20 protein-coding genes are annotated in these 21,938 nt (G+C 72.1%); 17 read left to right on the top strand and 3 right to left on the bottom strand.

Annotation, left to right across the window (positions count from 1 at the left end; genetic code table 11):
- Positions 1 to 204: 204 nt before the first annotated feature.
- The 10 genes from recG to ACRWNP_RS09700 all read left to right on the top strand — a co-directional run bounded on the left by recG (position 205) and on the right by ACRWNP_RS09700 (position 9,092).
- Entirely contained in the window at positions 205 to 2,403 is a 2,199-nt protein-coding gene (gene recG / locus ACRWNP_RS09745; protein WP_431960660.1) for an ATP-dependent DNA helicase RecG, read from the top strand.
- Between the two features lie 95 nt (positions 2,404 to 2,498).
- Complete coding sequence (locus tag ACRWNP_RS09740) at positions 2,499 to 3,044, top strand: helix-turn-helix domain-containing protein (RefSeq protein WP_431960659.1); 546 nt, start codon at positions 2,499 to 2,501, stop codon at positions 3,042 to 3,044.
- Positions 3,045 to 3,111: 67 nt separating this feature from the next.
- Positions 3,112 to 3,693 carry a 16S rRNA (guanine(966)-N(2))-methyltransferase RsmD gene (gene rsmD, locus ACRWNP_RS09735; protein WP_431960658.1) on the top strand — a complete coding sequence of 194 codons (582 nt, stop codon included), beginning with the start codon at positions 3,112 to 3,114 and terminating at the stop codon, positions 3,691 to 3,693.
- Positions 3,694 to 3,728: 35 nt separating this feature from the next.
- Positions 3,729 to 4,208, top strand: a complete 480-nt coding sequence (gene coaD, locus ACRWNP_RS09730; RefSeq protein WP_431960657.1) for a pantetheine-phosphate adenylyltransferase — start codon at positions 3,729 to 3,731, stop codon at positions 4,206 to 4,208.
- A 10-nt stretch (positions 4,209 to 4,218) separates the two neighbouring features.
- On the top strand, positions 4,219 to 5,298 hold the full coding sequence (locus ACRWNP_RS09725; RefSeq protein ID WP_431960656.1) for a cell division initiation protein: 1,080 nt from the start codon (positions 4,219 to 4,221) through the stop codon (positions 5,296 to 5,298).
- Between the two features lie 91 nt (positions 5,299 to 5,389).
- The gene (locus ACRWNP_RS09720; protein ID WP_431960655.1) at positions 5,390 to 6,016 is read left to right on the top strand and encodes a YceD family protein; all 627 of its coding nucleotides are present in this window, start codon (positions 5,390 to 5,392) and stop codon (positions 6,014 to 6,016) included.
- A gap of 2 nt (positions 6,017 to 6,018) precedes the next feature.
- Entirely contained in the window at positions 6,019 to 6,192 is a 174-nt protein-coding gene (rpmF, locus tag ACRWNP_RS09715) for a 50S ribosomal protein L32 (RefSeq protein WP_026251550.1), read from the top strand.
- Between the two features lie 19 nt (positions 6,193 to 6,211).
- Positions 6,212 to 6,961, top strand: a complete 750-nt coding sequence (rnc, locus tag ACRWNP_RS09710; protein WP_431960653.1) for a ribonuclease III — start codon at positions 6,212 to 6,214, stop codon at positions 6,959 to 6,961.
- Positions 6,962 to 7,056: 95 nt separating this feature from the next.
- Complete coding sequence (gene mutM / locus ACRWNP_RS09705) at positions 7,057 to 7,953, top strand: bifunctional DNA-formamidopyrimidine glycosylase/DNA-(apurinic or apyrimidinic site) lyase (RefSeq protein WP_431960652.1); 897 nt, start codon at positions 7,057 to 7,059, stop codon at positions 7,951 to 7,953.
- Between the two features lie 260 nt (positions 7,954 to 8,213).
- Entirely contained in the window at positions 8,214 to 9,092 is an 879-nt protein-coding gene (locus tag ACRWNP_RS09700; protein WP_431960651.1) for a phosphotransferase, read from the top strand.
- 225 nt (positions 9,093 to 9,317) lie between these two features.
- Here the strand turns inward: ACRWNP_RS09700 and ACRWNP_RS09695 are convergent, their stop codons facing one another.
- Positions 9,318 to 10,223, bottom strand: a complete 906-nt coding sequence (locus tag ACRWNP_RS09695; RefSeq protein WP_431960650.1) for a CAP domain-containing protein — start codon at positions 10,221 to 10,223, stop codon at positions 9,318 to 9,320.
- A gap of 124 nt (positions 10,224 to 10,347) precedes the next feature.
- Here ACRWNP_RS09695 and ACRWNP_RS09690 point away from each other — a divergent pair, with 124 nt between their 5' ends.
- From ACRWNP_RS09690 to smc, 3 genes are all read left to right on the top strand, one after another.
- Complete coding sequence (locus ACRWNP_RS09690; RefSeq protein WP_431960649.1) at positions 10,348 to 10,629, top strand: acylphosphatase; 282 nt, start codon at positions 10,348 to 10,350, stop codon at positions 10,627 to 10,629.
- Positions 10,630 to 11,042: 413 nt separating this feature from the next.
- Positions 11,043 to 11,231, top strand: coding sequence for a hypothetical protein (locus ACRWNP_RS09685; protein ID WP_319131640.1), 189 nt, complete (start codon positions 11,043 to 11,045; stop codon positions 11,229 to 11,231).
- A gap of 176 nt (positions 11,232 to 11,407) precedes the next feature.
- Entirely contained in the window at positions 11,408 to 14,965 is a 3,558-nt protein-coding gene (smc, locus tag ACRWNP_RS09680) for a chromosome segregation protein SMC (protein ID WP_431960648.1), read from the top strand.
- A gap of 81 nt (positions 14,966 to 15,046) precedes the next feature.
- Here smc and ACRWNP_RS09675 read toward each other — a convergent pair whose 3' ends face one another.
- Entirely contained in the window at positions 15,047 to 16,036 is a 990-nt protein-coding gene (locus ACRWNP_RS09675) for an LLM class flavin-dependent oxidoreductase (protein ID WP_431960647.1), read from the bottom strand.
- 97 nt (positions 16,037 to 16,133) lie between these two features.
- On the opposite strand from ACRWNP_RS09675, the gene ftsY reads away from it, so the two are divergent.
- Positions 16,134 to 17,360, top strand: coding sequence for a signal recognition particle-docking protein FtsY (gene ftsY, locus ACRWNP_RS09670; protein ID WP_431960646.1), 1,227 nt, complete (start codon positions 16,134 to 16,136; stop codon positions 17,358 to 17,360).
- Between the two features lie 84 nt (positions 17,361 to 17,444).
- Here the strand turns inward: ftsY and ACRWNP_RS09665 are convergent, their stop codons facing one another.
- A complete protein-coding gene (locus ACRWNP_RS09665; protein ID WP_431960645.1) occupies positions 17,445 to 18,119 on the bottom strand; it encodes a bifunctional DNA primase/polymerase in 675 nt (224 codons plus the stop codon).
- Positions 18,120 to 18,417: 298 nt separating this feature from the next.
- On the opposite strand from ACRWNP_RS09665, the gene nsdA reads away from it, so the two are divergent.
- The 3 genes from nsdA to ACRWNP_RS09650 all read left to right on the top strand — a co-directional run.
- Complete coding sequence (nsdA, locus tag ACRWNP_RS09660; RefSeq protein ID WP_431960644.1) at positions 18,418 to 19,866, top strand: transcriptional repressor NsdA; 1,449 nt, start codon at positions 18,418 to 18,420, stop codon at positions 19,864 to 19,866.
- A gap of 405 nt (positions 19,867 to 20,271) precedes the next feature.
- A complete protein-coding gene (locus ACRWNP_RS09655; protein ID WP_431960643.1) occupies positions 20,272 to 21,630 on the top strand; it encodes an ammonium transporter in 1,359 nt (452 codons plus the stop codon).
- On the top strand, positions 21,627 to 21,938 hold a 312-nt coding region (locus ACRWNP_RS09650; protein WP_431960642.1), incomplete at its 3' end, for a P-II family nitrogen regulator. The genes ACRWNP_RS09655 and ACRWNP_RS09650, both read left to right, overlap by 4 nt.

The raw sequence follows: 21,938 nt of genomic DNA, 5'->3' as shown, positions 1-21,938 counted from the left end.
CTCCGGTGGTGCGCGGGGTGCCCCCTGCGGCCGGTGGTTGTGTGCGGCGCCGCTGTGTGCTGCGGTTGCGGTTTCTCCCCCGCCCGCCCCAACGGCCTCACCCCCCTGTTGCGCCGGGCGCCTGACGGCCGGGGCGGGGGTTCATCAAGGCGACCCGCACACGACAACGGCCGCGCCCACACAATGTCCGCGCCGTGCGCGAAGATGGACGGGATGTCTGCTGCCCTTGACGAACCGCTCGCAAAATCCGTCGGCGGCCGCACCGCAAAGGTGTTCGCCGACCACCTCGGCCTGCGCACGGTCGGCGACCTGCTGCACCACTACCCCCGCCGCTACGCGGAACGCGGCGAGCTGACCCGCCTGTCCGACCTCCCGCTCGACGAGCACGTCACCGTCGTCGCCCGCGTCGCCAAGGCGACGAAGAAGACTTACGGCCCGGGCAAGGCGCGCCTGGAGGTGGTCGTCACCGACGGCAGCGGCTCGCTGACGCTGGTCTTCTTCGGCCGGGGGGTGTTCAAGCCGGAGCACGACCTGCTCCCGGGCCGCCGCGGCATGTTCGCCGGAAAGGTGTCGGTGTTCCACCGGACCGTGCAGCTGATGCACCCCGAGTACCAGCTGCTGGACGCGGAGGACGGCAAGGAGGCCGTGGACGCCTTCGCGAGCCGGCTGATCCCGATCTACCCGGCGGTCAAGCAGGTCAACTCGTGGACGATCGCGAAGACCGTGGACACCGTGCTGACCTCCCTGGGGGCCACGCAGTGGGCCGGCACGGGCGAGCCGCTGCCCGCCGCGCTCCGGGAGTCGCGGGGGCTCGCGCCGCTGCCGGAGGCGCTGGAGAAGATCCACCGCCCGCGGTCCAAGGCCGACATCATGGTGGCCAAGGAGCGCCTGAAGTGGGACGAGGCGTTCGTGCTGCAGGTGGCCCTCGCGCGGCGCCGGGCGGCGGACGACGCGCTGCCCGCCGTGCCGCGCGTGCCGGCGGAGGACGGGCTGCTGAAGGCGTTCGACGCGCGGCTGCCGTTCACGCTCACCGAGGGCCAGCAGAAGGTGTCGGCGGAGATCTTCGCGGACCTCGCGACAGACCACCCGATGCACCGGCTGCTGCAGGGCGAGGTGGGTTCAGGCAAGACGATGGTGGCGCTGCGCGCCATGCTCGGCGTGGTCGACGCGGGCGGCCAGGCCGCGATGCTGGCGCCGACGGAGGTGCTGGCGCAGCAGCACCACCGGTCGATCACGGAGATGATGGGCGACCTCGCCGAGGGCGGCATGCTCGGCGGCTCGGACCTGGGCACGAAGGTCGTGCTGCTGACCGGTTCCATGGGGGCCGCCGCCCGCCGTCAGGCGCTGCTCGACCTGGTGACCGGCGAGGCCGGGATCGTCGTGGGCACGCACGCGCTGATCGAGGACAAGGTGCAGTTCCACGACCTGGGCCTGGTCGTGGTCGACGAGCAGCACCGCTTCGGCGTCGAGCAGCGCGACGCTCTGCGCAGCAAGGCCAAGCAGCCGCCGCACCTGCTGGTGATGACGGCGACGCCGATCCCGCGCACCGTCGCGATGACGGTCTTCGGTGACCTGGAGACCTCCGTGCTGGACCAGTTGCCGGCCGGCCGTTCGCCGATCGCCACGCACGTCGTGCCGGCGAAGGACAAGCCGCACTTCCTGGCGCGCGCCTGGGAGCGGGTGCGCGAGGAGGTCGAGAACGGGCACCAGGGGTACGTGGTGTGCCCGCGGATCGGCGACGAGGAGCCGGACGCGAAGAAGAAGTCCGCGGAGGACGAGGCGGAGCGGCGGCCGCCGCTGGCCGTGCTGGAGACCGCCGAGCAGCTGGCCAAGGGGCCGCTGGCGGGGCTGCGCGTGGAGGTGCTGCACGGGCGGATGCAGCCGGAGGCGAAGGACGACGTGATGCGCCGCTTCGCCGCGGGCGAGGTCGACGTGCTGGTGGCGACCACGGTGATCGAGGTCGGCGTCAACGTGCCCAACGCCACCGCCATGGTGATCATGGACGCGGACCGCTTCGGCGTCTCGCAGCTGCACCAGCTGCGCGGCCGGGTCGGCCGGGGTTCGGCGGCCGGCCTGTGCCTGCTGGTGTCCGAGATGCCCGAGGCGACCTCGGCCCGCGCCCGGCTGGACGCCGTGGCCGGGACGCTGGACGGTTTCGAACTCTCCCGCATCGACCTGGAACAGCGGCGCGAGGGCGATGTGCTGGGGCAGGCCCAGTCCGGGACGCGTTCGTCGCTGCGCATGCTCACGGTGATCGACGACGAGGACGTGATCGCGGCCGCCCGCGAGGAGGCCACCGCACTGGTCGCCGCGGACCCGGAACTGGCCGGTCAGCCGGATCTGCGCAGCGCGTTGGAGAGTCTGGTCGACGCGGACCGCGAGCAGTACCTCGACAAGGGCTGACGGGCCCTCATTGTCAGTGCCCCCTGGGAGAATGGACACAGTCCGCGCCGATCCGCTCGGGAATAGGCGTAGTTGGACCTTTGGGGGCTGATTTCATGTCGTTCCGTCACCTCAACGAACTGCCGCTCGGCGAGAAGGTCTTCCGGATCGAGCTCTCCAGCGACGACGACACCACCGTCACCCTGACCCTGGCCGGCTGGTCCGAGGGCGACCCGGACAGCCTCCTCGCCTCCGGCACGCTCGCTCTGCCCCTGACCGACGTCCCGTCCCTGCGCATCGCCCTCAACCGGGCCCTGCGCGCCCTCGCGCTCGTGGCGGACGTCGCCGAGCCCATTCCGGACCGCGACGTGCTGCGCGAGCTCTTCCCGGGGCACGGCGCGCCCTGGGTGCCGCAGCACGAGGAGGAGCTGGTCCGCCGGTTCCACGACGGAGAGTCCATCGCCCGGATAGCCGCCCGCTTCGGCCGCACGCCCGACTCCGTCCGGACGAAGCTGCGTGAGCTCGGTCACGACCCGCGCCGCCCCGAGTTCTGCCCGCCCGACGGCTGCCTGTCCTGGTCGCGCTACGCCTCGCCCACGCTCGTCGGGACCGTGACGGGGTCCCCTCTGCCGGAGACCAGGGGCGAGCAGGGCCGGGACTGACCTACGTATCGTGGGGGAGCGGCGCCGCGCAGGCGCCGTTCCCGCCCACGAGACGAGTGAGCCGCAGATGACCCGCGTGATCGCCGGAGCCGCCGGTGGCCGTCGCCTGGCCGTGCCGCCGGGCAACGGAACCCGGCCCACCTCGGACCGGGCGAAGGAGGGGCTGTTCTCCACCTGGGAGTCGCTGCGCGGCGCTCTGCACGGGGCGCGGGTCATCGACCTGTACGGGGGGTCGGGCGCCGTCGGCCTGGAGGCGCTGTCGCGTGGCGCGGCACACGTGCTGCTGGTCGAGGCCGACCCCCGCGCCGCACGGGTCATCCGGGAGAACGTCCGCGTTCTCGGGCTGCCCGGGGCCGAGGTGCGGGCCGGCAAGGCCGAGAAGGTGATCGCGGGAGAGCCCCCGGCGGACCCGTACGACCTGGTGTTCCTGGACCCGCCGTACGCCGTCACGGACGACGAGCTGCGCGAGATCCTGCTCACACTCCGCACCCAGGGCTGGCTCGACGCGGACGCCGTCGCCACCGTGGAAAGGGCCACCCGAGGCGGGGAATTCCGCTGGCCCGAGGGGTACGAAGGGATCAGGGCCCGGCGGTACGGAGAAGGGACGCTTTGGTACGGTCGCGCCGCCGACGTTACTGACGCGTCATGAACCACCCGCAGAACCCTCAGAGCGAGGAGTCACCGTTGCGCCGCGCAGTCTGTCCGGGGTCCTTCGACCCCGTCACCAATGGACACCTCGACATCATCGCCCGAGCCTCGCGCCTGTACGACGAGGTCTACGTGGCCGTGATGATCAACAAGTCGAAGAAGGGTCTCTTCTCGATCGAGGAGCGCATCGCCCTCATCGAGGAGGTCACCGCCGAGTACGGCAACGTGCGCGTGGAGTCCTTCCACGGCCTGCTGGTGGACTTCTGCAAGCAGCGCGACATCCCCGCCATCGTGAAGGGCCTGCGCGCGGTCAGCGACTTCGACTACGAGCTGCAGATGGCCCAGATGAACAACGGGCTGACCGGCGTGGAGACCCTGTTCGTCCCCACCAACCCCACCTACAGCTTCCTGTCCTCCAGCCTCGTCAAGGAGGTGGCGCAATGGGGCGGCGACGTCGCGCACTTGCTGCCCCCCGTCGTGCTGGAGGCCCTCAAGAAGAAGCTCGAGCAGCAGTAGAGTCTGGGACGTGGACGTCCAGAAGAAGCTCGATGAGATCGTGGCCGCCGTGGAGGCCGCCCGGTCCATGCCGATGTCGGCCTCCTGCGTGGTCAACCGTGCCGAGCTGCTCGCCATGCTCGAAGACGTGCGGTCGGCGCTGCCCGACTCGCTCTCCCAGGCCCAGCAGCTGCTGGGCGGGCGCGAGCAGATGGTCGAGGAGGCCCGGGCCGAGGCCGGCCGGATCATCGAGGCCGCGCACGCGGAACGCGGTTCGCTGATCTCCGACACCGAGATCGCCCGCCGCTCCCAGCAGGAGGCCGAGCGCATCGTCACCGAAGCGCAGCGCGAGGCCGACGAGATCAGGGCCGAGGCCGACGACTACGTCGACAGCAAGCTCGCCAACTTCGAGGTCGTACTGACCAAGACCATCGGCTCGGTGGACCGCGGCCGCGAGAAGCTGCTGGGCCACGGCCCGGCCCTCGACGAGAACGGCTACCCGTACGAGGACGACGTACCGGAGCGCAGCGCCGACCCCGAAACCCTGCGCCGCCGCGCCGACGAGTACGTGGACGCCAAGCTGGGCGCCTTCGAGGCGGTGCTCAGCAAGACCCTGGAGGCCGTCGGACGGGGCCGGCTGAAACTCACCGGCCACCGCCCCATCGACGAGCTCGGCGCCCACATGACCGACGCGGACCCCGAGGGCCAGATGCCCGGGCAGTCCGACGCCGAGTACCTCGCGGGGCTGGCCGCCCCCGCGGCGCCGGGCGACTACCAGTACGACGCGAACACCGTGCAGCAGCCCGACTACGGCTACCAGCAGCACGACCCGTACCAGCAGCAGGTCCAGCAGCCGGACCCCTACCAGCAGCAGGGGCAGTACGCCGACCCGTACGCGGCGCAGCCGCAGCAGGCGTACTACGACCCGAACTACGGATGGCAGCAGCCGCAGCAGCCGCAGCAGACCGGGTATGAGCAGCACCAGCAGTACATCCCGCAGCAGCACCAGCAGGGTCAGGGCGCGGCGCTGGACGAGACGAGCTTCTTCGACACCAGCATGATCGACCTGAACCGGCTGCGGGAGCTGGAGCAGGAGCGCGGTTTGGGCTGAGCCCCGGGGACCGGTATCCTGATCCCTCAGCCGTGTGATCCCCGGCGCTTTGGCGTGCCCGCCGTCGTACCGACGGGCACGCACCGGACCGATGAAAGCAGGAGCCCTGAACACCCGCCTCGACCACCGCAACCCGCTCGTGTTCGACACGCACGAGCTGGGTCGTCGTCCTGGGGCGATGAAGAAGGTCTCCCGCTCGGTCCCGGCCCCCAGGGACATGGGCATCGAGGTCATCGGTGTCCGCGAGGGCGCGGAGATCACGCTGGACCTCCGCCTGGAGTCGGTGATGGAGGGGGTGCTCGTCACGGGCACCGCCCGCGCGCCGCTCTCGGGGGAGTGCGTAAGGTGTCTGGAGCCGCTCGAGCGTGAGCTCGAGACGGACTTCCAGGAGTTGTACTCCTACCCCGACGCCGACACCCGGACCGGTGGGCACCATGGTGCCGCCGACGCCGGTGACGACGCCGAGGAGGAGGACACACTCTTCCTCGAGGGCGACCTGCTCGACCTCGAGCCCGTGCTGCGGGACGCGGTGGTTCTCGAACTGCCGCTGCAGCCGGTGTGCCAGGACGACTGTCCCGGTCTGTGCTCCGAGTGCGGGGCGCGGCTGGCGGACGACCCGGACCACCACCATGAGGTCACCGACATCCGTTGGGCGGCCCTGCAGGAAATCCAGCTGAGCGGTGCCGAGGACGGCGCCGACGAGAACCAGGAGAAGTAGCCGTGGCTGTTCCCAAGCGGAAGATGTCGCGCAGCAACACGCGCCACCGCCGTTCGCAGTGGAAGGCTGCGCCCGTGAGCCTGGTGGCGTGCGAGCGCTGCCACGAGCCGAAGCAGCAGCACATCGCGTGCCCGAGCTGCGGCACCTACAACCGTCGTCAGGTCCTCGAGGTCTGATCGGCGGGTGAGGGGCTCCATGTCGTCAGACGGCGCAACGTCGACGGACGCCGGTAAGGCAGCCTCGTCCCCCGCGGTTCTGGAAGGGCGGCTCGGGTACACACTCGAACCCGCCCTTCTGGTGCGTGCGCTGACCCACCGCTCGTACGCGTACGAGAACGGCGGCCTGCCTACGAACGAGCGGCTGGAGTTCCTCGGGGACTCCGTGCTCGGCCTGGTGGTCACGGACACGCTCTACCGCACCCACCCGGACCTCCCGGAGGGCACGCTCGCCAAGCTGCGCGCCGCGGTGGTCAACTCGCGTGCCCTGGCCGATGTCGGTCGCGGCCTCGACCTGGGCAGTTTCATCCGCCTCGGCCGGGGCGAGGAGGGCACGGGCGGCCGGGACAAGGCGTCGATCCTCGCGGACACCCTCGAGGCGGTGATCGGGGCGGTCTACCTGGACCAGGGCCTGGACGCCGCGTCGGAGCTGGTGCACCGGCTCTTCGATCCGCTGATCGAGAAGTCCTCCAACCTCGGGGCGGGACTGGACTGGAAGACCAGCCTCCAGGAACTCACCGCGGGCGAGGGCCTCGGTGTACCGGAGTACGTGGTCTCCGAGACCGGACCCGACCACGAGAAGACCTTCACGGCTGCCGCCCGCGTCGGTGGTGTCCAGTACGGCACCGGCACCGGCCGCAGCAAGAAGGAAGCAGAGCAGCAGGCCGCCGAGGCCGCCTGGCGCGGGATCCGTGCCAAGCGCGACGCGAACGGCACTGTCGCGAGCTGAGTCCGTCAGGCCCGCCCGGCCGGCCCCAGAGGCCGCCCGGGCGGGCCTTGCGGTTCCCCCGGGCGGGGAACCGCCTTCCGAGAGGAGCGCGCCGCGTGCCGGAGCTGCCCGAGGTCGAAGTCGTACGCCGTGGCCTGGACCGCTGGGTGAGCGGCCGCACCGTCGCCCGGGCCGAGGTGCTGCACGCCCGGTCCGTGCGCCGTCACCTCGCCGGCGGCGCGGACTTCGCCGCCCGGCTGGAGGCGCAGACCCTCGGTCCCGCCCTGCGCCGCGGCAAGTACCTGTGGCTGCCACTCCAGGACTCGCCGCTCGCGCTCCTCGGCCACCTCGGCATGAGCGGCCAACTGCTCGTCCAGCCCGAGGACGCGCCGGCCGAGGCCCATCTGCGGATCCGGATCCGCTTCGAGGACGACCTCGGCACGGAGCTGCGCTTCGTCGACCAGCGCACCTTCGGCGGCCTGTCGCTGCACGAGTGCGTGCCCGGCGACCCCGAGCGGCTGCCGGTCCCGCTGTCGCACATCGCCCGCGACCCGCTCGACCCCCGCTTCGACGACGCGGCCTTCCACACCGCGCTGCGCCGCCGCCGCACCACGATCAAGCGGGCGCTGCTCGACCAGTCCCTGATCAGCGGGGTCGGCAACATCTACGCCGACGAGGCGCTGTGGCGCACCAAGCTGCACTACGAGCGGCCGACCGCGAACCTGACCCGGCCGGTCACCACCGAACTGCTCACCCACATCCGCGAGGTCATGACGGACGCCCTCGCCGCCGGCGGCACGAGCTTCGACAGCCTGTACGTCAACGTCAACGGGGAGTCCGGCTACTTCGACCGCTCCCTGGACGCCTACGGCCGCGAGGACGAGCCCTGCCGCCGCTGCGGCACCCCGATCCGCCGCCGCCCCTGGATGAACCGGTCCAGCTACTTCTGCCCGCGCTGTCAGCGACCGCCGCGCGGACCGGCCGGCACGGCCGCCGTCGTCCGCTCGTCGTAGCGACCCTGCGCCGCCGGCACTTCCGGCATCCGCGACTCCACAAACCCGATCAGCGAGACAGCCGCTCGGCCGCCCCCACCGACCGGTCACGTGCTCCAGCGCGGGTCGCGGCGGGGGCCCCGGAACACGCCGAGCTCCGGGGCCGCCGCCCCTGCACCTTCGCCGGCGGCGTCGTACGCCAGTACGGGCGTCTGCGCGGGCGGTGAGCTCGCCTCGTGAACCCCCGGCGCGACCGGGGCCGTACGGCGCACAATGGGCGGATGCTTCCCGACGGCCCGCCCGCTTCGCCCGCCCCCGCCGCCACGTACGCCGAGGCCGCCGAGCCGCAGCCGGAGATACCCCTGATCGGCGGTGACGTGACCGAGGGCGTCGTCCGCGTCGGTGACACGGTCCGCCGTCCGACCGGAGCCCACAGCCCCCTGGTGCACGCCCTGCTCCGTCACCTGGAGGACGTCGGTTTCCCCGGTGCCCCTCGCCTTCTCGGCATCGACGCCGCGGGCCGCGAGGTGCTCACCTATGTCACGGGCGAGGTCGCCGGACGTCCGCGGCCCACCTGGATCGCCGACGAGGAGCGCCTCGTCTCGGTCGGCCGCCTGGTCCGCGCCTACGACGACGCGGTCGCGGGCTTCACGCCGCCCGACGGTGTCCGGGCGCCCTCCGGTCCCGACCCGCACCCGGACATGCCTCCCGCGCCCGCCCATCCCACCGAGGTGATCGGGCACATGGACTTCACGCCCGACAACATCGTCTTCCGCGACGGCCGGGCCGCCGCGCTCATCGACTTCGACCTGGCCAGGCCGGTCCCCAGGGTCGAGGAGATCCACAACGCGATGCTCTACTGGGCCCCCATCGGCGATCCTGCCGACGCCGACCCCCACCTGTGCGACGTCGACGTCCCCCGCCGCTGCCGGCTCCTCGCCGACGCGTACGGCATGTCCGGTACCGACCGCGGCCGCCTGCTGGAGGTCGCCGTGCTGCGGACCCGCCGCGCGTGGTTCTCCATGAAGCGGATGGCCGAGACTGAGGGCGGCGGCTGGGCCCGTATGTGGCACGAGGGGGTCGGCGACCGGATCAAACGCCGCGAGGCGTGGCTGGAGCGCCACGGTTCCTCGCTGGAGGCGGCGCTGACCGCTCCGTAGGCCCGCGGGCAGCGCCCCTCGGTCCTTCCAGTCCCGGGGCCGCTGCCCGCGGCCGGGCCCGACGCCGTACAGTTCGAGCGCCGGCCCCGCTGACCACGCCAGGAAGCGCCCCGCCCCGGGGTGCCACTGGGCCGCCCTGCGGCGGCGCGTCCTTCGCGACCACGCCCACCTTTACGTGCGCGGAGCCGTCGGCGCTCAACGGAGCACCGGCGGGCGGTGCCTGCCTCAGTAGCCGAAGTCCTGCGTCCACCAGGGGCCGCCCTCGCCGAAGACGGCGCCTACGCCGATCTTCTTGAAGTCGCAGTTGAGGATGTTGGCGCGGTGGCCCTCGCTGTTCATCCAGGCGTCCATGACCTCCTGGGCCGTGGCCTGGCCGCGGGCGATGTTCTCGCCGCCGAGCTTGTTGACACCGGACTGCGCGGCGCGGTCCCAGGGGTCGTCGCCGTCGGGGTCGGTGTGGTCGAAGAAGCCCCGGGCGGCCATGTCGGCGCTGAAGTCGGAGGCGAGCTCGGAGAGCTTCTTGTCGGCGTGCAGCGGCTGGCAGCCGGCGGTGGCCCGGACCGTGTTCACCAGGGCGAGGACGGAGACCTCGGCGACGCTCTGGTCGGGGTCCTGCACCGCGTCGTCGTCGCCCGGCACGGTGGTGGCCGCGGGCGGGGACGGGACGGTGGCCGGCGTGGAGCTCGCGGAGGCCTGCGGCGCGGCGGGGGTGCCGGCGCGCTCGCCCGGGGTCGATGCGGAGGGGGCCGGCGTCGTGGTGGTCGCCGGTGCCGACGGGGCCGCGGGAGGCGCGGTCGTACGGGCGTCGCCACGGCTGGCGGGCGCCGAGGTGTCGCGGTCGGCGGGGACGGCGCCGACGTCCTGGGGGCTCGCGGTGTTCGGCAGCCCGGCGGCCTGCACCTGGCCGGGAGCGTCGTCGTGGTACGCGAACCCGCCGGAACCGTCCGGCGAGGGCAGCAGCCCGCTGGAGACGCCGATCGCGCCGACGGCCAGCGCGGCGGACGAGGCCAGCAGCCCGGTGCGCACCGGGTTCTGCTTGCGCCGCCGGGCCCTGCTGCTCTGCCCGCGGTGGCGCGGCGCCACCTCGGAGAACGGCGCCGGCTCAAAGGCTTTACGGCTGTGGCGGCCCATCCGGTGCAGTCCTTTATGTCGACGGTGTTCACCCGAACGGGTGAGTCCTGTTGCGGCGCGACTGTACCGAAAGACAGGAGGGGCCGGTGTGAAGCCTGGGCAACTGACGGGTTAGCGTGCTTTCATGAACGACGCTGTCAGACTCACCGCCTGGGTGCGAGGCCGCGTACACCAAGTGGGTTTCCGCTGGTGGACACGGGTGCACGCGCTGGAGATCGGTGGACTCGACGGCTATGTGAGCAATCTCTCGGACGGCCGGGTGCAGATCGTGGCCGAAGGCGAGCGGTCGCGTTGCGACGGTCTGCTCGACTGGCTGCGGACCGGCGACACGCCCGGACGCGTCGACGGCGTCACCGAAATCTGGGGCGAGCCGCGCGGCGGTTACGACGGGTTCGCGATCCGCTGACGCACTGCCCGGCACACCGCCTCGTCCTCGCAGGTGAGGGCCGAGGTGACAGATCACCGGCAATCTCACGTGGCAAGAGCGACAAGGAGGTTGCCATTTCGCGTACCGCGTGCGAGGCTGCCGACATCGAGGACGCGGTGATCTTCGGGGAGCGATCGACGGCCCCGTCCTCCACGCCACGCGGGACGCCCGCGGCGCCCTTCTCGCGCCGTGTTTTCTTAGGCGCACCCGACGACCGGGCTGTGATCGTGTTGACCGTCCAACTATTTGGTGAGACGCTGGAAGCCCCGCGCACCGCAGCTGTAGGCATGGCGAAGGGCAGCTTCGGCGCACACGGCGCGGGTGCCTCTAACCCCTCACTCACGACCCACACCGCTCCCCGGTCGGTCACTCAGCGTGGAGGACCATCCATCATGGCAAAGGCGCTTCTCGGTTACGTCGGCGGCCCCGACCCTCGACTCCTCGCCGAGATGCGAAGGCTGCAGCAGCGTGTCCAGGACCTGGAAACCGAGCTCGTACGGATCCAGGCCGAGAACGATGCGCTGGCCGCCGCCTCGCACGAGCTCGTCGACGTACCTCACGCGGAGCCGGTTCTCGCCTGACCCGGCCTTTCGGCCGATCAGTGGAAACGACTCCGTTTGGGAATGTGCAAGGGACGCCCCGGCGTCCCTTCGTCGTTTTGCCGCCCCGTTCGCCCTCCCATGATCTCCGCCCTTGCATTGCATGTGCCCCCCGCATTCCTCGGTGAAACCGGGAGCGGGAGGTAGAGTCCAGCGGCGTGCACCTCAAGAGCCTGACCCTGCGCGGGTTCAAGTCATTCGCCTCGGCGACGACCTTGCGATTCGAACCCGGAATCACCTGTGTCGTCGGTCCGAATGGTTCCGGCAAGTCCAACGTCGTGGACGCGCTGTCCTGGGTCATGGGCGAACAGGGCGCCAAGTCGCTGCGCGGCGGCAAGATGGAAGACGTGATCTTCGCCGGCACGACGGGGCGGCCGCCGCTCGGCCGTGCCGAGGTGTCGCTCACGATCGACAACAGCGACGGTGCCCTCCCGATCGAATACGCCGAGGTCACCATCACGCGGATCATGTTCCGCAACGGCGGCAGCGAATACCAGATCAACGGCGACACCTGCCGGTTGCTGGACATCCAGGAACTGCTCTCCGATTCCGGTATCGGCCGCGAAATGCACGTCATCGTCGGCCAGGGACAGCTGGATTCGGTGCTGCACGCCGATCCGATGGGCCGCCGCGCCTTCATCGAGGAGGCGGCCGGCGTCCTCAAGCACCGCAAGCGCAAGGAAAAGGCGTTGCGGAAGCTGGACGCCATGCAGGCGAACCTGGCTCGCGTCCAGGACCTGACCGGTGAGCTGCGCCGTCAGCTCAAGCCGCTGGGACGGCAGGCACAGGTGGCCCGCCGCGCGGTGGTCATCCAGGCCGACCTGCGCGACGCCCGGCTGCGGCTGCTCGCCGACGACCTGGTCACCCTGCGGGAGGCGCTGCGTTCCGAGGTCGCCGACGAGGCCGCGCTCAAGGAGCGCCGCGACGCCGTCGAGACGGACCTGGCGGCCGCGATACAGCGCGAGGCGCGGCTGGAGGAGCAGGTCAGGGCCCTCGCGCCGCGGCTCGCCGACGCCCGCGCCACCTGGTACGGGCTGTCGCAGCTGGCCGAGCGGGTGCGCGGCACCATCGGCCTGGCCGAGCAGCGCGTACGCCATGCCACCGCGCAGCCCGCGGAGGAGCGGCGCGGCCGCGACCCGGAGGACATGGAGCGCGAGGCCGCCCGCATCCGCGAGCAGGAGGCGGAACTCACCGACGCCCTGGAGGCGGCCCAGCGCGCGCTGGACGACACGGTCCACCATCGCGCCGAACTGGAACGCCGCCTTGCGGAGGAGGACAAAGCCCTCAAGGCCGCCGCCCGCGCCATCGCCGACCGCCGCGAGGGCCTGGCCCGGCTGCAGGGACAGGTCAACGCCGCCCGTTCCAAGGCCGGCTCGGCCGAGGCCGAGATCGGCCGGCTGACCGCCGCCCGCGACGAGGCGCGCGAGCGCGCCGAGTCCGCCCAGGAGGAGTACGAGGAACTCCGCGCCCGGGTCGAGGACCTGGACGCCGGCGACTTCGAGCTCGACGAGCGCCTCGAAGCGGCCAAGGTCGAGCAGGCACGCGCCGACGAGGCCCACTCCGCCGCCCGCGATGCCGCCACCGCCGCCGAACGCGAGCGGGCCGCCCTCGCCGCGCGCCACGACGCCCTCGCCCTCGGTCTGCGCCGCAAGGACGGCACCGGTGCCCTGCTCGCCGCGGGCGACCGCCTGACCGGACTGCTCGGCCCCGCCGCCGAACTGCTCACCGTCGCCCCCGGCCACGAGGTGCCGGTCGCGGCCGCGCTCGGCGCCGCCGCCGACGCCGTCGCCGTCTCCGGCCCGGCCGCCGCCGCCGAGGCGCTGCGGCTGTTGCGCAAGGACGACGCGGGACGCGCCGCGCTGCTCGTCGCCGGCGACGCCGGCCCGCGGGCGGCCGCCGAGGTGCCGGCGGGCGCACGCGCGGCGGCCGCGCTCGTCGGTGGTCCCGACGAACTGCTCCCGGCCGTGCGCCGTCTGCTGCGGGACTACGTCGTCGTGGAGACCCTCGCCGACGCCGAGTCATTGGTCGCCGCCCACCCGGGGCTGACCGCGGTGACCGCGGAAGGCGACGTCCTCGGCGCCCACTTCGCCCACGGCGGCTCGGCCGGCGCCCCCAGCCTGCTGGAGGTCCAGGCCGCCGTCGACGAGGCAGCCGCGGAGCTGGAGGCACTGGCCGGGCGCTGCGAGGCGCTCGCGGAGGAGCAGGCCGCCGCCAAGGAACGCCGGTCCGCCGCCGCCCGCGTGGTCGACGAGCTGACGCAGCGTCGCCGGGCCGCGGAGAAGGAGAAGTCGGCCGTGGCCCAGCAACTGGGCCGGCTGGGCGGCCAGGCACGTGCCGCGGCGGGGGAGGCGGAACGTTCTGCCGCCTCCGTGGGCCGCGCCGAGGAGTCCATGGCGGCCGCCATGGAGGAGCTCGAGGAGCTCTCCTTCCGGCTGAGCGAGGCGGAGGCCGCGCCCGCCGAGGAGGAGCCGGACACCACTGTGCGGGACCGGCTGGCCGCCGACGGCGCCAACGCCCGCCAGACCGAGATGGAGGCGCGGCTCCAGGTCCGCACCCACGAGGAGCGGGTCAAGGGCCTGGCCGGCCGCGCCGACGGCCTGGACCGCGCCGCCCGCGCCGAGCGCGAGGCCAGGGCCCGGGCCGCCCGCCGCAAGGCACGCCTGGAGTACGAGGCGCAGGTCGCCTCAGCGGTGCTGACGGGCGCGCAGGGCCTGCTGGCCTATGTTCAGGTCTCGCTGGGGCGCGCGGACGAGGAACGGGGAGCGGCCGAGCGCGCCAAGGCCGAACGTGAGGCGGAGCTGGACACCGCGCGCCGCCGGGGCCGGGAGCTGAAGTCCGAACTGGACCGGCTGACCGACTCCGTCCACAAGGGTGAGGTGCTGGGCGCCGAGAAGCGGCTGCGGATCGAGCAGCTGGAGGGCAAGGCGCTGGAGGAGTACGGCGTCGAGCCCGAGGGCCTGGTCGCGGAGTACGGACCGGACCAGCTCGTGCCGCCGTCCCCGCCCGCCGAGGGCGAGGTGCTGCCGGAGGACCCGGAGCACCCGCGCAACACACCGCGCCCCTACCACCGGGGCGAGCAGGAGAAGCGGCTGAAGGCGGCGGAGCGGGCGTACCAGCAGCTGGGCAAGGTCAACCCGCTGGCGCTGGAGGAGTTCGCGGCGCTGGAGGAGCGGCACAAGTTCCTCTCCGAGCAGCTGGAGGACCTCAGGAAGACCCGGGCCGACCTGCTTCAGGTGGTGAAGGAGGTCGACGAGCGGGTCGAGCAGGTCTTCACCTCCGCCTACCACGACACGGCCCGCCAGTTCGAGGGCGTGTTCTCCCGGCTCTTTCCCGGCGGCGAGGGCCGGCTGATCCTCACCGACCCCGAGAACATGCTCACCACCGGCGTGGAGGTGGAGGCCCGTCCGCCGGGCAAGAAGGTCAAGCGGCTGTCGCTGCTGTCGGGCGGCGAGCGCTCGCTGACCGCCGTGGCGCTGCTGGTGTCGATCTTCAAGGCCCGGCCGAGCCCGTTCTACGTGATGGACGAGGTCGAGGCCGCGCTGGACGACACCAACCTGCAGCGGCTCATCGGCATCATGCGGGAGCTGCAGGAGAGCTCGCAGCTGATCGTGATCACCCACCAGAAGCGCACCATGGAGGTCGCCGACGCGCTGTACGGCGTGTCCATGCAGGGCGACGGCGTGTCGAAGGTCATCAGCCAGCGGCTCAAGGCCTGATCGAGCGAGGCCAGGCTTCATGTGGTGAACGCATGGAGGGGATCTCCAAGGGCGCGCCGGGCCGCTCGCGGCCGGGCCCGGTCAGTCCTTGAGCCGGGGCAGGACCCGCTCCGCGAACAGGCGCAGGCTTCGCCAGCCCTCCTCGACCGGCATGCCCCCGCACAGCGGGTGCAGCACGAGGGCGATGGCCGGCTCGGTGCTCGCCTCCGCGAAGGCGAGGCACTCTTCGGGGGTGACCACGCGGTAGACGCCCTCGCGGCGCAGTTCCTCCGGTGAGGCCGCCGTGGAGCGCACCGCCGAGCGGATGCCGGAGGACTGCCAGGAGGCGTAGGTGGCGGCCTCGTGGAACAGGTGCCGGCCGTACTCGGCCCAGGCGCGGTCGGGGTCCTCGGACAGGTGCAGCATCGGCACCTGCGGCGCGGGCATCAGGCACCAGCCCTCGGTGCCGTGCTCGGCGAGCTGCCCGCGGTAGTACGTCTCCAGCTCCGGGAGGTGGGCGCTGGGGAAGAACGGCAGTCCGAACCGCGCCGCCCGGCGCGCCGCGGCGCGCGAACTGCCACCCACGATCAGCAGCGGGTGCGGGGAGCTGTGGGGGCGGGGTGTGACGCGCACGGTCCGGCCGCGGAAGACGAAGGGCTCACCGGTCCACGCCGTGAGCAACGTCTCCAGCAGCTCGTCCTGGAGCGCGCCGCGCCGGTGCCAGTCCACCCCGAGGGCCTGGTACTCCTCCGGTCGGTAGCCGATGCCGGCGACGGTGACCAGGCGTCCGCCGCCGATGTGGTCGAGCACCGCGAGGTCCTCCGCCAGCCGCAGCGGGTCGTACAGCGGCCCGATCAGGGCGGAGACGGTGACCGCGATCCTGCGGGTCGCGCCGAGGACGGCCCCCGCGAAGGTGAGCGGCGAGGGCAGCCAGCCGTCGGGTGAGCCGTGGTGCTCCTCGGTCTGGAGGGTGGCGATGCCGTGCTCGTCGGCGTACGCGGCCATGTCCAGGGCCGCCCGGTAGCGGTGGCCGAGCGCCCCGGGCGAGGCCGTGGGGTCGACGAGGTTGAAGCGTACGACAGTGGCGGGCATGCGCCGACGTTAGCTGAGGAATCATCAGAACAGAGTCGCGGACGCCCGCCGGGTGGCTCCCGGGAGGGCGGGTCGCGTGACCGATACTGGACGGGTTATGGAAACCGTCATTCTTGCCGTAGTCATCGCCCTGGTCGTGATCCTGGCGGCCGGCGGGCTGGTGGTGGGCAGCCGCCGCAGGAAGCAGCTGCCCCCCGCGCCGCCCACCGAGCAGCCGACGATCACCGCGCCCCCCGCCGAACCGCACGTCGGCGACGAGGCGGAGGCCCCGCGGGACGAGCCCCGCCGGACCATCGAAGAGGTCGAGCTCCCCGAGTCCGAGGACGCCCCCGCCGGCGGTGTCCTCGTCGAGGAGCGCCCGGCCGCCCCCGAGATCGAGCGGCCCGAGCCCACCGCCGGCCGCCTGGTGCGGCTGCGCTCCCGGCTCTCGCGCTCGCAGAACGCGCTCGGGCAGGGGCTGCTCACGCTGCTCTCGCGCGAGCGCCTCGACGAGGAGACGTGGGAGGAGGTCGAGGACACCCTGCTCACCGCGGACGTCGGTGTCGCCCCCACCCAGGAACTGGTGGAACGGCTGCGTACCCGGGTGAAGGTGCTCGGCACCCGTACCCCCGCCGACCTGCGGCAGCTGCTGCGCGAGGAACTGCTGGCCCTGATCGGCACGGACCTGGACCGCACCCTCCACACGGACGGGCTGCCGAACGCGGACGGCGCCGACCAGCCGGCCGTGCTGATGGTGGTGGGCGTCAACGGCACCGGCAAGACCACCACCACCGGCAAGCTCGCCCGCGTCCTGGTGGCCGACGGCCGCAGCGTCGTGCTGGGCGCCGCCGACACCTTCCGTGCCGCGGCCGCGGACCAGCTGCAGACCTGGGGCGAGCGCGTCGGCGCCCGCACCGTGCGCGGGCCCGAGGCCGGCGACCCCGCGTCGGTGGCCTTCGACGCGGTGAAGGAGGCCATCGCCGAGGGCGCGGACGTCGTGCTCATCGACACCGCGGGCCGGCTGCACACCAAGACCGGCCTGATGGACGAGCTGGGCAAGGTCAAGCGCGTCGTGGAGAAGCACGGCCCGGTGAACGAGGTCCTGCTGGTGCTGGATGCCACGACGGGGCAGAACGGCCTGGTGCAGGCCCGGGTCTTCGCCGAGGTCGTCGACATCACCGGCATCGTGCTCACCAAGCTCGACGGCACCGCCAAGGGCGGCATCGTCGTCGCCGTCCAGCGGGAGCTGGGTGTACCGGTCAAGCTGATCGGCCTGGGCGAGGGAGCGGACGATCTCGCGCCGTTCGAGCCCGAGGCCTTCGTGGACGCGCTGATCGGCTCGTAGCCGGCGGCGGCCGCGGGCACGTGGCCGAGGGGACGTCAAGCGGGCAAGGGGCGCACTCACGGGAGTGCGCCCCTTGCCCGTTGTTCACGCGTGCGCGCGGTCCCGGTGGCAGACGTAGGCCAGCGTGCCGAGCAGCAGCCGTGCCTCCGGCGGCTGGCGGGCGGCGTCCAGGGCCGGCGGCCGCAGCCAGCGGACCGGGCCGAGGCCGCCGAGGTCGGAGGGCGGGGCCGTGACGTGGTCGCCCGGCCCGAGGCAGCGCAGGTCGAGGTCGGCGTCGTCCCAGCCCATGCGGTACAGCAGGTGCGGGAGCTCGGCGGCGGCACCCGGCGCGACGAAGAACTGGGCCCGGCCGTCCGGGGTGGCGATGACCGGGCCGAGTCGCAGTCCCATGCGCTCCAGGCGCACCAGAGCGCGCACGCCGGATCGTTCCGCCACGTCGATCACGTCGAAGGCGCGCCCCACGGGCAGCATGAGCGCCGCGCCCGGCACGCGCTCCCAGGCGGCCACGGCCTCCTCGAGGGTGGCCCCGGCCGGCACCTCGCCGGCGAACTCCAGTGCGTGGGCGCCCGGTGCCTCGCACCCCGGGTCACCGCAGGAGCAGTGCCCGCCCCCGCGCGTGGCGCGCGCACCCGGCGCCACCGCCCATCCGCACAACCCGGTGTACTCCGCCACGGTGGTGCACGCCGAGGCGTGCGTCCGGCGGCGCGCGCCGGAGCGGATGTGACGCATCTCCCGCATGCTGCCGATCGTGAAGCCCATGACACCCCCAACGGGTCGCAGTTGCCGATGGTTACGCCCGTGCCTGATCGGCATGTGTCAAGTGAATCGCGCCGTGTGCACATGTAGTTCATTCGAAGGGGTGGCGAATGGTGGCGTTTTCGCTGGAGGCATCGCCGGATGGGTGATCGTAGGATTACTTTCGGTTTGCAAGCCCCGGAAGTGTGCGGGCCGGCGGGTATGCCGGAGGCAAGACTCACAGGACACTGAGGCACTGGGGGCCAGGCAGGCAACGGCCCTCATCCCCGGAGGTGTTGGGCGACGGAATGGGGGCGTCACGGTGGGCGGCACACAGGACAAGCAGCCCAACGCGCAGTTGACCTCTTGGTTTGTGCGCAGCGGCTGGTCCAAGGGCGAACTCGCCCGTCAGGTGAACCGCAGAGCACGCCAGATGGGTGCGCTGCACGTGAGCACGGACACCTCACGGGTGCGCCGCTGGCTGGACGGCGAGCAGCCGCGCGAACCCATTCCGCGCATCCTGTCCGAGCTGTTCTCCGAACGCTTCGGCACCGTCGTCCCCGTGGAGGACCTGGGGCTGCGCCCCGCCCACCAGCCGCCCGCCTCGACCGGAGTCGACCTGCCGTGGGCGGGGCCGCAGACGGTCCAGCTGATCAACGAGTTCTCCCGCAGTGACCTGATGCTCGGCCGCCGCGGCTTCCTCGGGACCTCCCTGGCGCTGGCCGCCGGCCCCGCCCTCGTCGAGCCGATGCAGCGCTGGCTGGTGCCCACCCCCGCGTCCGGTGCCGATGTCCCCCCGCCGCGCGACGCCCGGGCCAGGGTCCGGCTCTCCGAGCCCGAGCTGGAGTTGCTGGAGGCCACCACGGTGATGTTCCGGCAGTGGGACAACCAGTGCGGCGGCGGCCTGCGCCGCAAGGCCGTGGTGGGTCAGCTGCACGAGGTCACCGACCTGCTCCAGGAGACCCATCCGCAACCCGTCGCCAAGCGGCTCTACCGGGTCACCGCCGAGCTCGCCGCGCTCGCCGGCTGGATGTCGTACGACGTCGGCCTGCACCCCACGGCGCAGAAGTACCTGGTCCTGGCCCTGCACGCGGCCAAGGAGGCCGACGACCGCCCGCTGGGCGCCTTCATCCTGTCCAGCATGAGCCGCCAGATGATCCACCTGGACCGGCCCGACGACGCACTGGAGCTCATCCACCTCGCGCAGTACGGCAGCAGGGACAGCGCGACCGCCACCACCCAGGCGATGCTGTACGCGATGGAGGCCCGCGCCTACGCCAACATGGGCCAGGTCAGCAAGTGCCACCGCGCCGTGCGGCTGGCCGAGGACTCCTACACCGACTCCCGCCCCGCCGAGGACCCGGACTGGATCAGCTTCTTCAACGAGGCCGAGCTCAACGCGGAGAACGCCCACTCCTACCGCGACCTGGCGTACGTGGCCGGCCGCAGCCCCACGTACGCCTCGCTGGCCCACCCGGTGATGCAGCGGGCGGTCGAACTCTTCGCCGGGGACGGGGTCCACCAGCGCGCCTACGCCCTCAACCTGATCGGCATGGCCACAGTGCACCTGCTCCAGCGCAACCCGGAGGAGGCCGCAAGCCTCACCGTCCAGGCCATCGACGTCGCCAAGCACGTCCGCTCCGAGCGGGTGAACACCCGCATCCGCAAGACCGCGGACAGCGCGCTGCGCGACTACGGCAAGGTCGCCGAGGTCGCCCAGCTCAGCGAGCGCCTGGCGTCCGACCTCCCCGAGGTCGCCGCGACCGCCTGACCCGGCGGTCCACCCCGCACCCCGGCCGCGGCCGGCCATCCCGACAGCCCGACTCGGCTCCCCCATGCCAGGTCAACCGGGTGGCTCGCCGCGGCCGGTCCTCGTGCATCTCCTCGATCACCCACGCCTGCCTTCGACGGCGTGGCGAGGTTTGTACACCCCGGCCCGCGCGGCACGTATACAGCTCGTCGGCCCGCCCGAGGGGTCACGGAGTCATGACGGTGTCGTCATGGCGGCGTCCGCTGGGGTGGCGGTTCATCGCCCCGTAACACGGACGACTTCTTCGTCACGGTTCCGAAACACCCGATGGCGTCGACGGAAACCCGGCTGGGACAACCTCGTGGCGAAAACCGGCCCACCGAGCCCGCATCCCGCACGGGCCGTTCGGATGACGAGGAGACGCCGATGGCAGCAGGCTTTTTGACGCTTGCCGCAGACACGCCCACGCTCGACAGCGGTAGCACGGCGTTCATGCTGCTGAGCGCGGCACTGGTGCTCGTGATGACCCCCGGCCTGGCCTTCTTCTACGGGGGCATGGTCCGGGTCAAGAGCGTCCTGAACATGCTGATGATGAGCTTCATCGCCATCGGCATCGTCACGGTGCTCTGGACGCTCTACGGCTTCAGCGTCGCGTTCGACTCCGGGAACGCCTTCTTCGGCGGCTTCGAGTGGGCCGGCATGCGCAACATCGGGATCGCCCAGCTGTGGGACGGCTACACCATCCCGGTGTACGTCTTCGCCGTCTTCCAGCTGATGTTCGCGATCATCACACCCGCCCTGATCAGCGGTGCCCTGGCGGACCGGGTGAAGTTCACCGCCTGGTCGCTCTTCGTGGCCCTGTGGGCGACGGTCGTGTACTTCCCGGTCGCCCACATGGTCTGGGCGTCCGACGGCTTCCTGTTCACCCGCGGCGTGATCGACTTCGCCGGCGGAACCGCGGTGCACATCAACGCCGGTGCCGCGGCGCTCGGCGTGATCCTCGTCATCCGCAAGCGCGTGGGCTTCAAGAAGGACCCGTTCCGGCCGCACAACCTGCCGCTGGTCATGCTCGGCGCCGGTCTGCTGTGGTTCGGCTGGTTCGGCTTCAACGCCGGCTCCTGGCTCGCCTCCGACGGCGTCGCGGCCGTGGCCTTCACCAACACCCAGGTCGCCACCGCCTCCGCGATGCTCGGCTGGCTCGCCTACGAGAAGATCAAGCACGGCTCCTTCACCACCCTGGGCGCCGCCTCCGGTGCGGTCGCCGGTCTGGTCGCCATCACCCCGGCCTGCGGCTCGGTCAGCCCGCTCGGCGCCATCGCCGTCGGTGTCATCGCCGGTGTGGGCTGCGCCGCCGCCGTCGGCCTGAAGTACAAGTTCGGCTACGACGACTCCCTCGACGTGGTCGGCGTCCACATGGTCGGCGGCATCATCGGCTCGCTGCTCATCGGCTTCTTCGCCACCGGCGGGGTCGGCCAGACGGCCAAGGGCGTGTTCTACGGCGGCGGCTTCGACCAGCTGTGGAAGCAGTTCCTCGGCGTCGGTGTGGTCCTGGCCTACTCGCTGGTCGCGTCGGCGATCCTTGCCAAGCTCATCGACCTGGTGATCGGATTCACCGTCAGCGAGGACACCGAGGTCGCGGGCATCGACCAGGCCGAGCACGCGGAGACCGGCTACGACTTCGCGGGCGTGGCCGGCGCGGTCCGCTCCGCCCTGACCTCCCTGGACAGCAGCAGTGGCACCGGCACCCAGGTGACCGACGCCCCGTCGAAGAAGGTGGACGCGTGAAGCTCATCACCGCGGTCGTGAAGCCGCACCGGCTGGACGAGATCAAGGAGGCCCTGCAGGCCTTCGGCGTCCAGGGTCTGACGGTCACCGAGGCCAGCGGCTACGGCCGGCAGCGGGGCCACACCGAGGTCTACCGCGGTGCCGAGTACACCGTCGACCTCGTGCCCAAGATCCGTATCGAGGTGCTCGTCGAGGACGATTACGCCGACCAGCTGATCGACGTCATCGTCAAGGCGGCCCGCACCGGCAAGATCGGTGACGGCAAGGTCTGGAGCATCCCCGTCGACACCGCCGTACGGGTCCGGACC

This window comes from Actinacidiphila sp. bgisy160, assembly GCF_965342435.1.
Classification (GTDB): domain Bacteria; phylum Actinomycetota; class Actinomycetes; order Streptomycetales; family Streptomycetaceae; genus Actinacidiphila.
This window is presented reverse-complemented; position numbering and strand designations above follow the sequence as displayed.

Coding starts and splice junctions, on each gene's coding strand:
- rnc (WP_431960653.1), top strand. CDS start 6,212: ATGTCGTCAGACGGCGCAACGTCGACGGACGCCGGTAAGGCAGCCTCG.
- ACRWNP_RS09690 (WP_431960649.1), top strand. CDS start 10,348: ATGAACGACGCTGTCAGACTCACCGCCTGGGTGCGAGGCCGCGTACAC.
- ACRWNP_RS09720 (WP_431960655.1), top strand. CDS start 5,390: ATGAAAGCAGGAGCCCTGAACACCCGCCTCGACCACCGCAACCCGCTC.
- recG (WP_431960660.1), top strand. CDS start 205: ATGGACGGGATGTCTGCTGCCCTTGACGAACCGCTCGCAAAATCCGTC.
- ACRWNP_RS09675 (WP_431960647.1), bottom strand. CDS start 16,036: ATGCCCGCCACTGTCGTACGCTTCAACCTCGTCGACCCCACGGCCTCG.
- ACRWNP_RS09655 (WP_431960643.1), top strand. CDS start 20,272: ATGGCAGCAGGCTTTTTGACGCTTGCCGCAGACACGCCCACGCTCGAC.
- ftsY (WP_431960646.1), top strand. CDS start 16,134: ATGGAAACCGTCATTCTTGCCGTAGTCATCGCCCTGGTCGTGATCCTG.
- rsmD (WP_431960658.1), top strand. CDS start 3,112: ATGACCCGCGTGATCGCCGGAGCCGCCGGTGGCCGTCGCCTGGCCGTG.
- ACRWNP_RS09665 (WP_431960645.1), bottom strand. CDS start 18,119: ATGGGCTTCACGATCGGCAGCATGCGGGAGATGCGTCACATCCGCTCC.
- ACRWNP_RS09740 (WP_431960659.1), top strand. CDS start 2,499: ATGTCGTTCCGTCACCTCAACGAACTGCCGCTCGGCGAGAAGGTCTTC.
- ACRWNP_RS09700 (WP_431960651.1), top strand. CDS start 8,214: ATGCTTCCCGACGGCCCGCCCGCTTCGCCCGCCCCCGCCGCCACGTAC.
- ACRWNP_RS09685 (WP_319131640.1), top strand. CDS start 11,043: ATGGCAAAGGCGCTTCTCGGTTACGTCGGCGGCCCCGACCCTCGACTC.
- ACRWNP_RS09695 (WP_431960650.1), bottom strand. CDS start 10,223: ATGGGCCGCCACAGCCGTAAAGCCTTTGAGCCGGCGCCGTTCTCCGAG.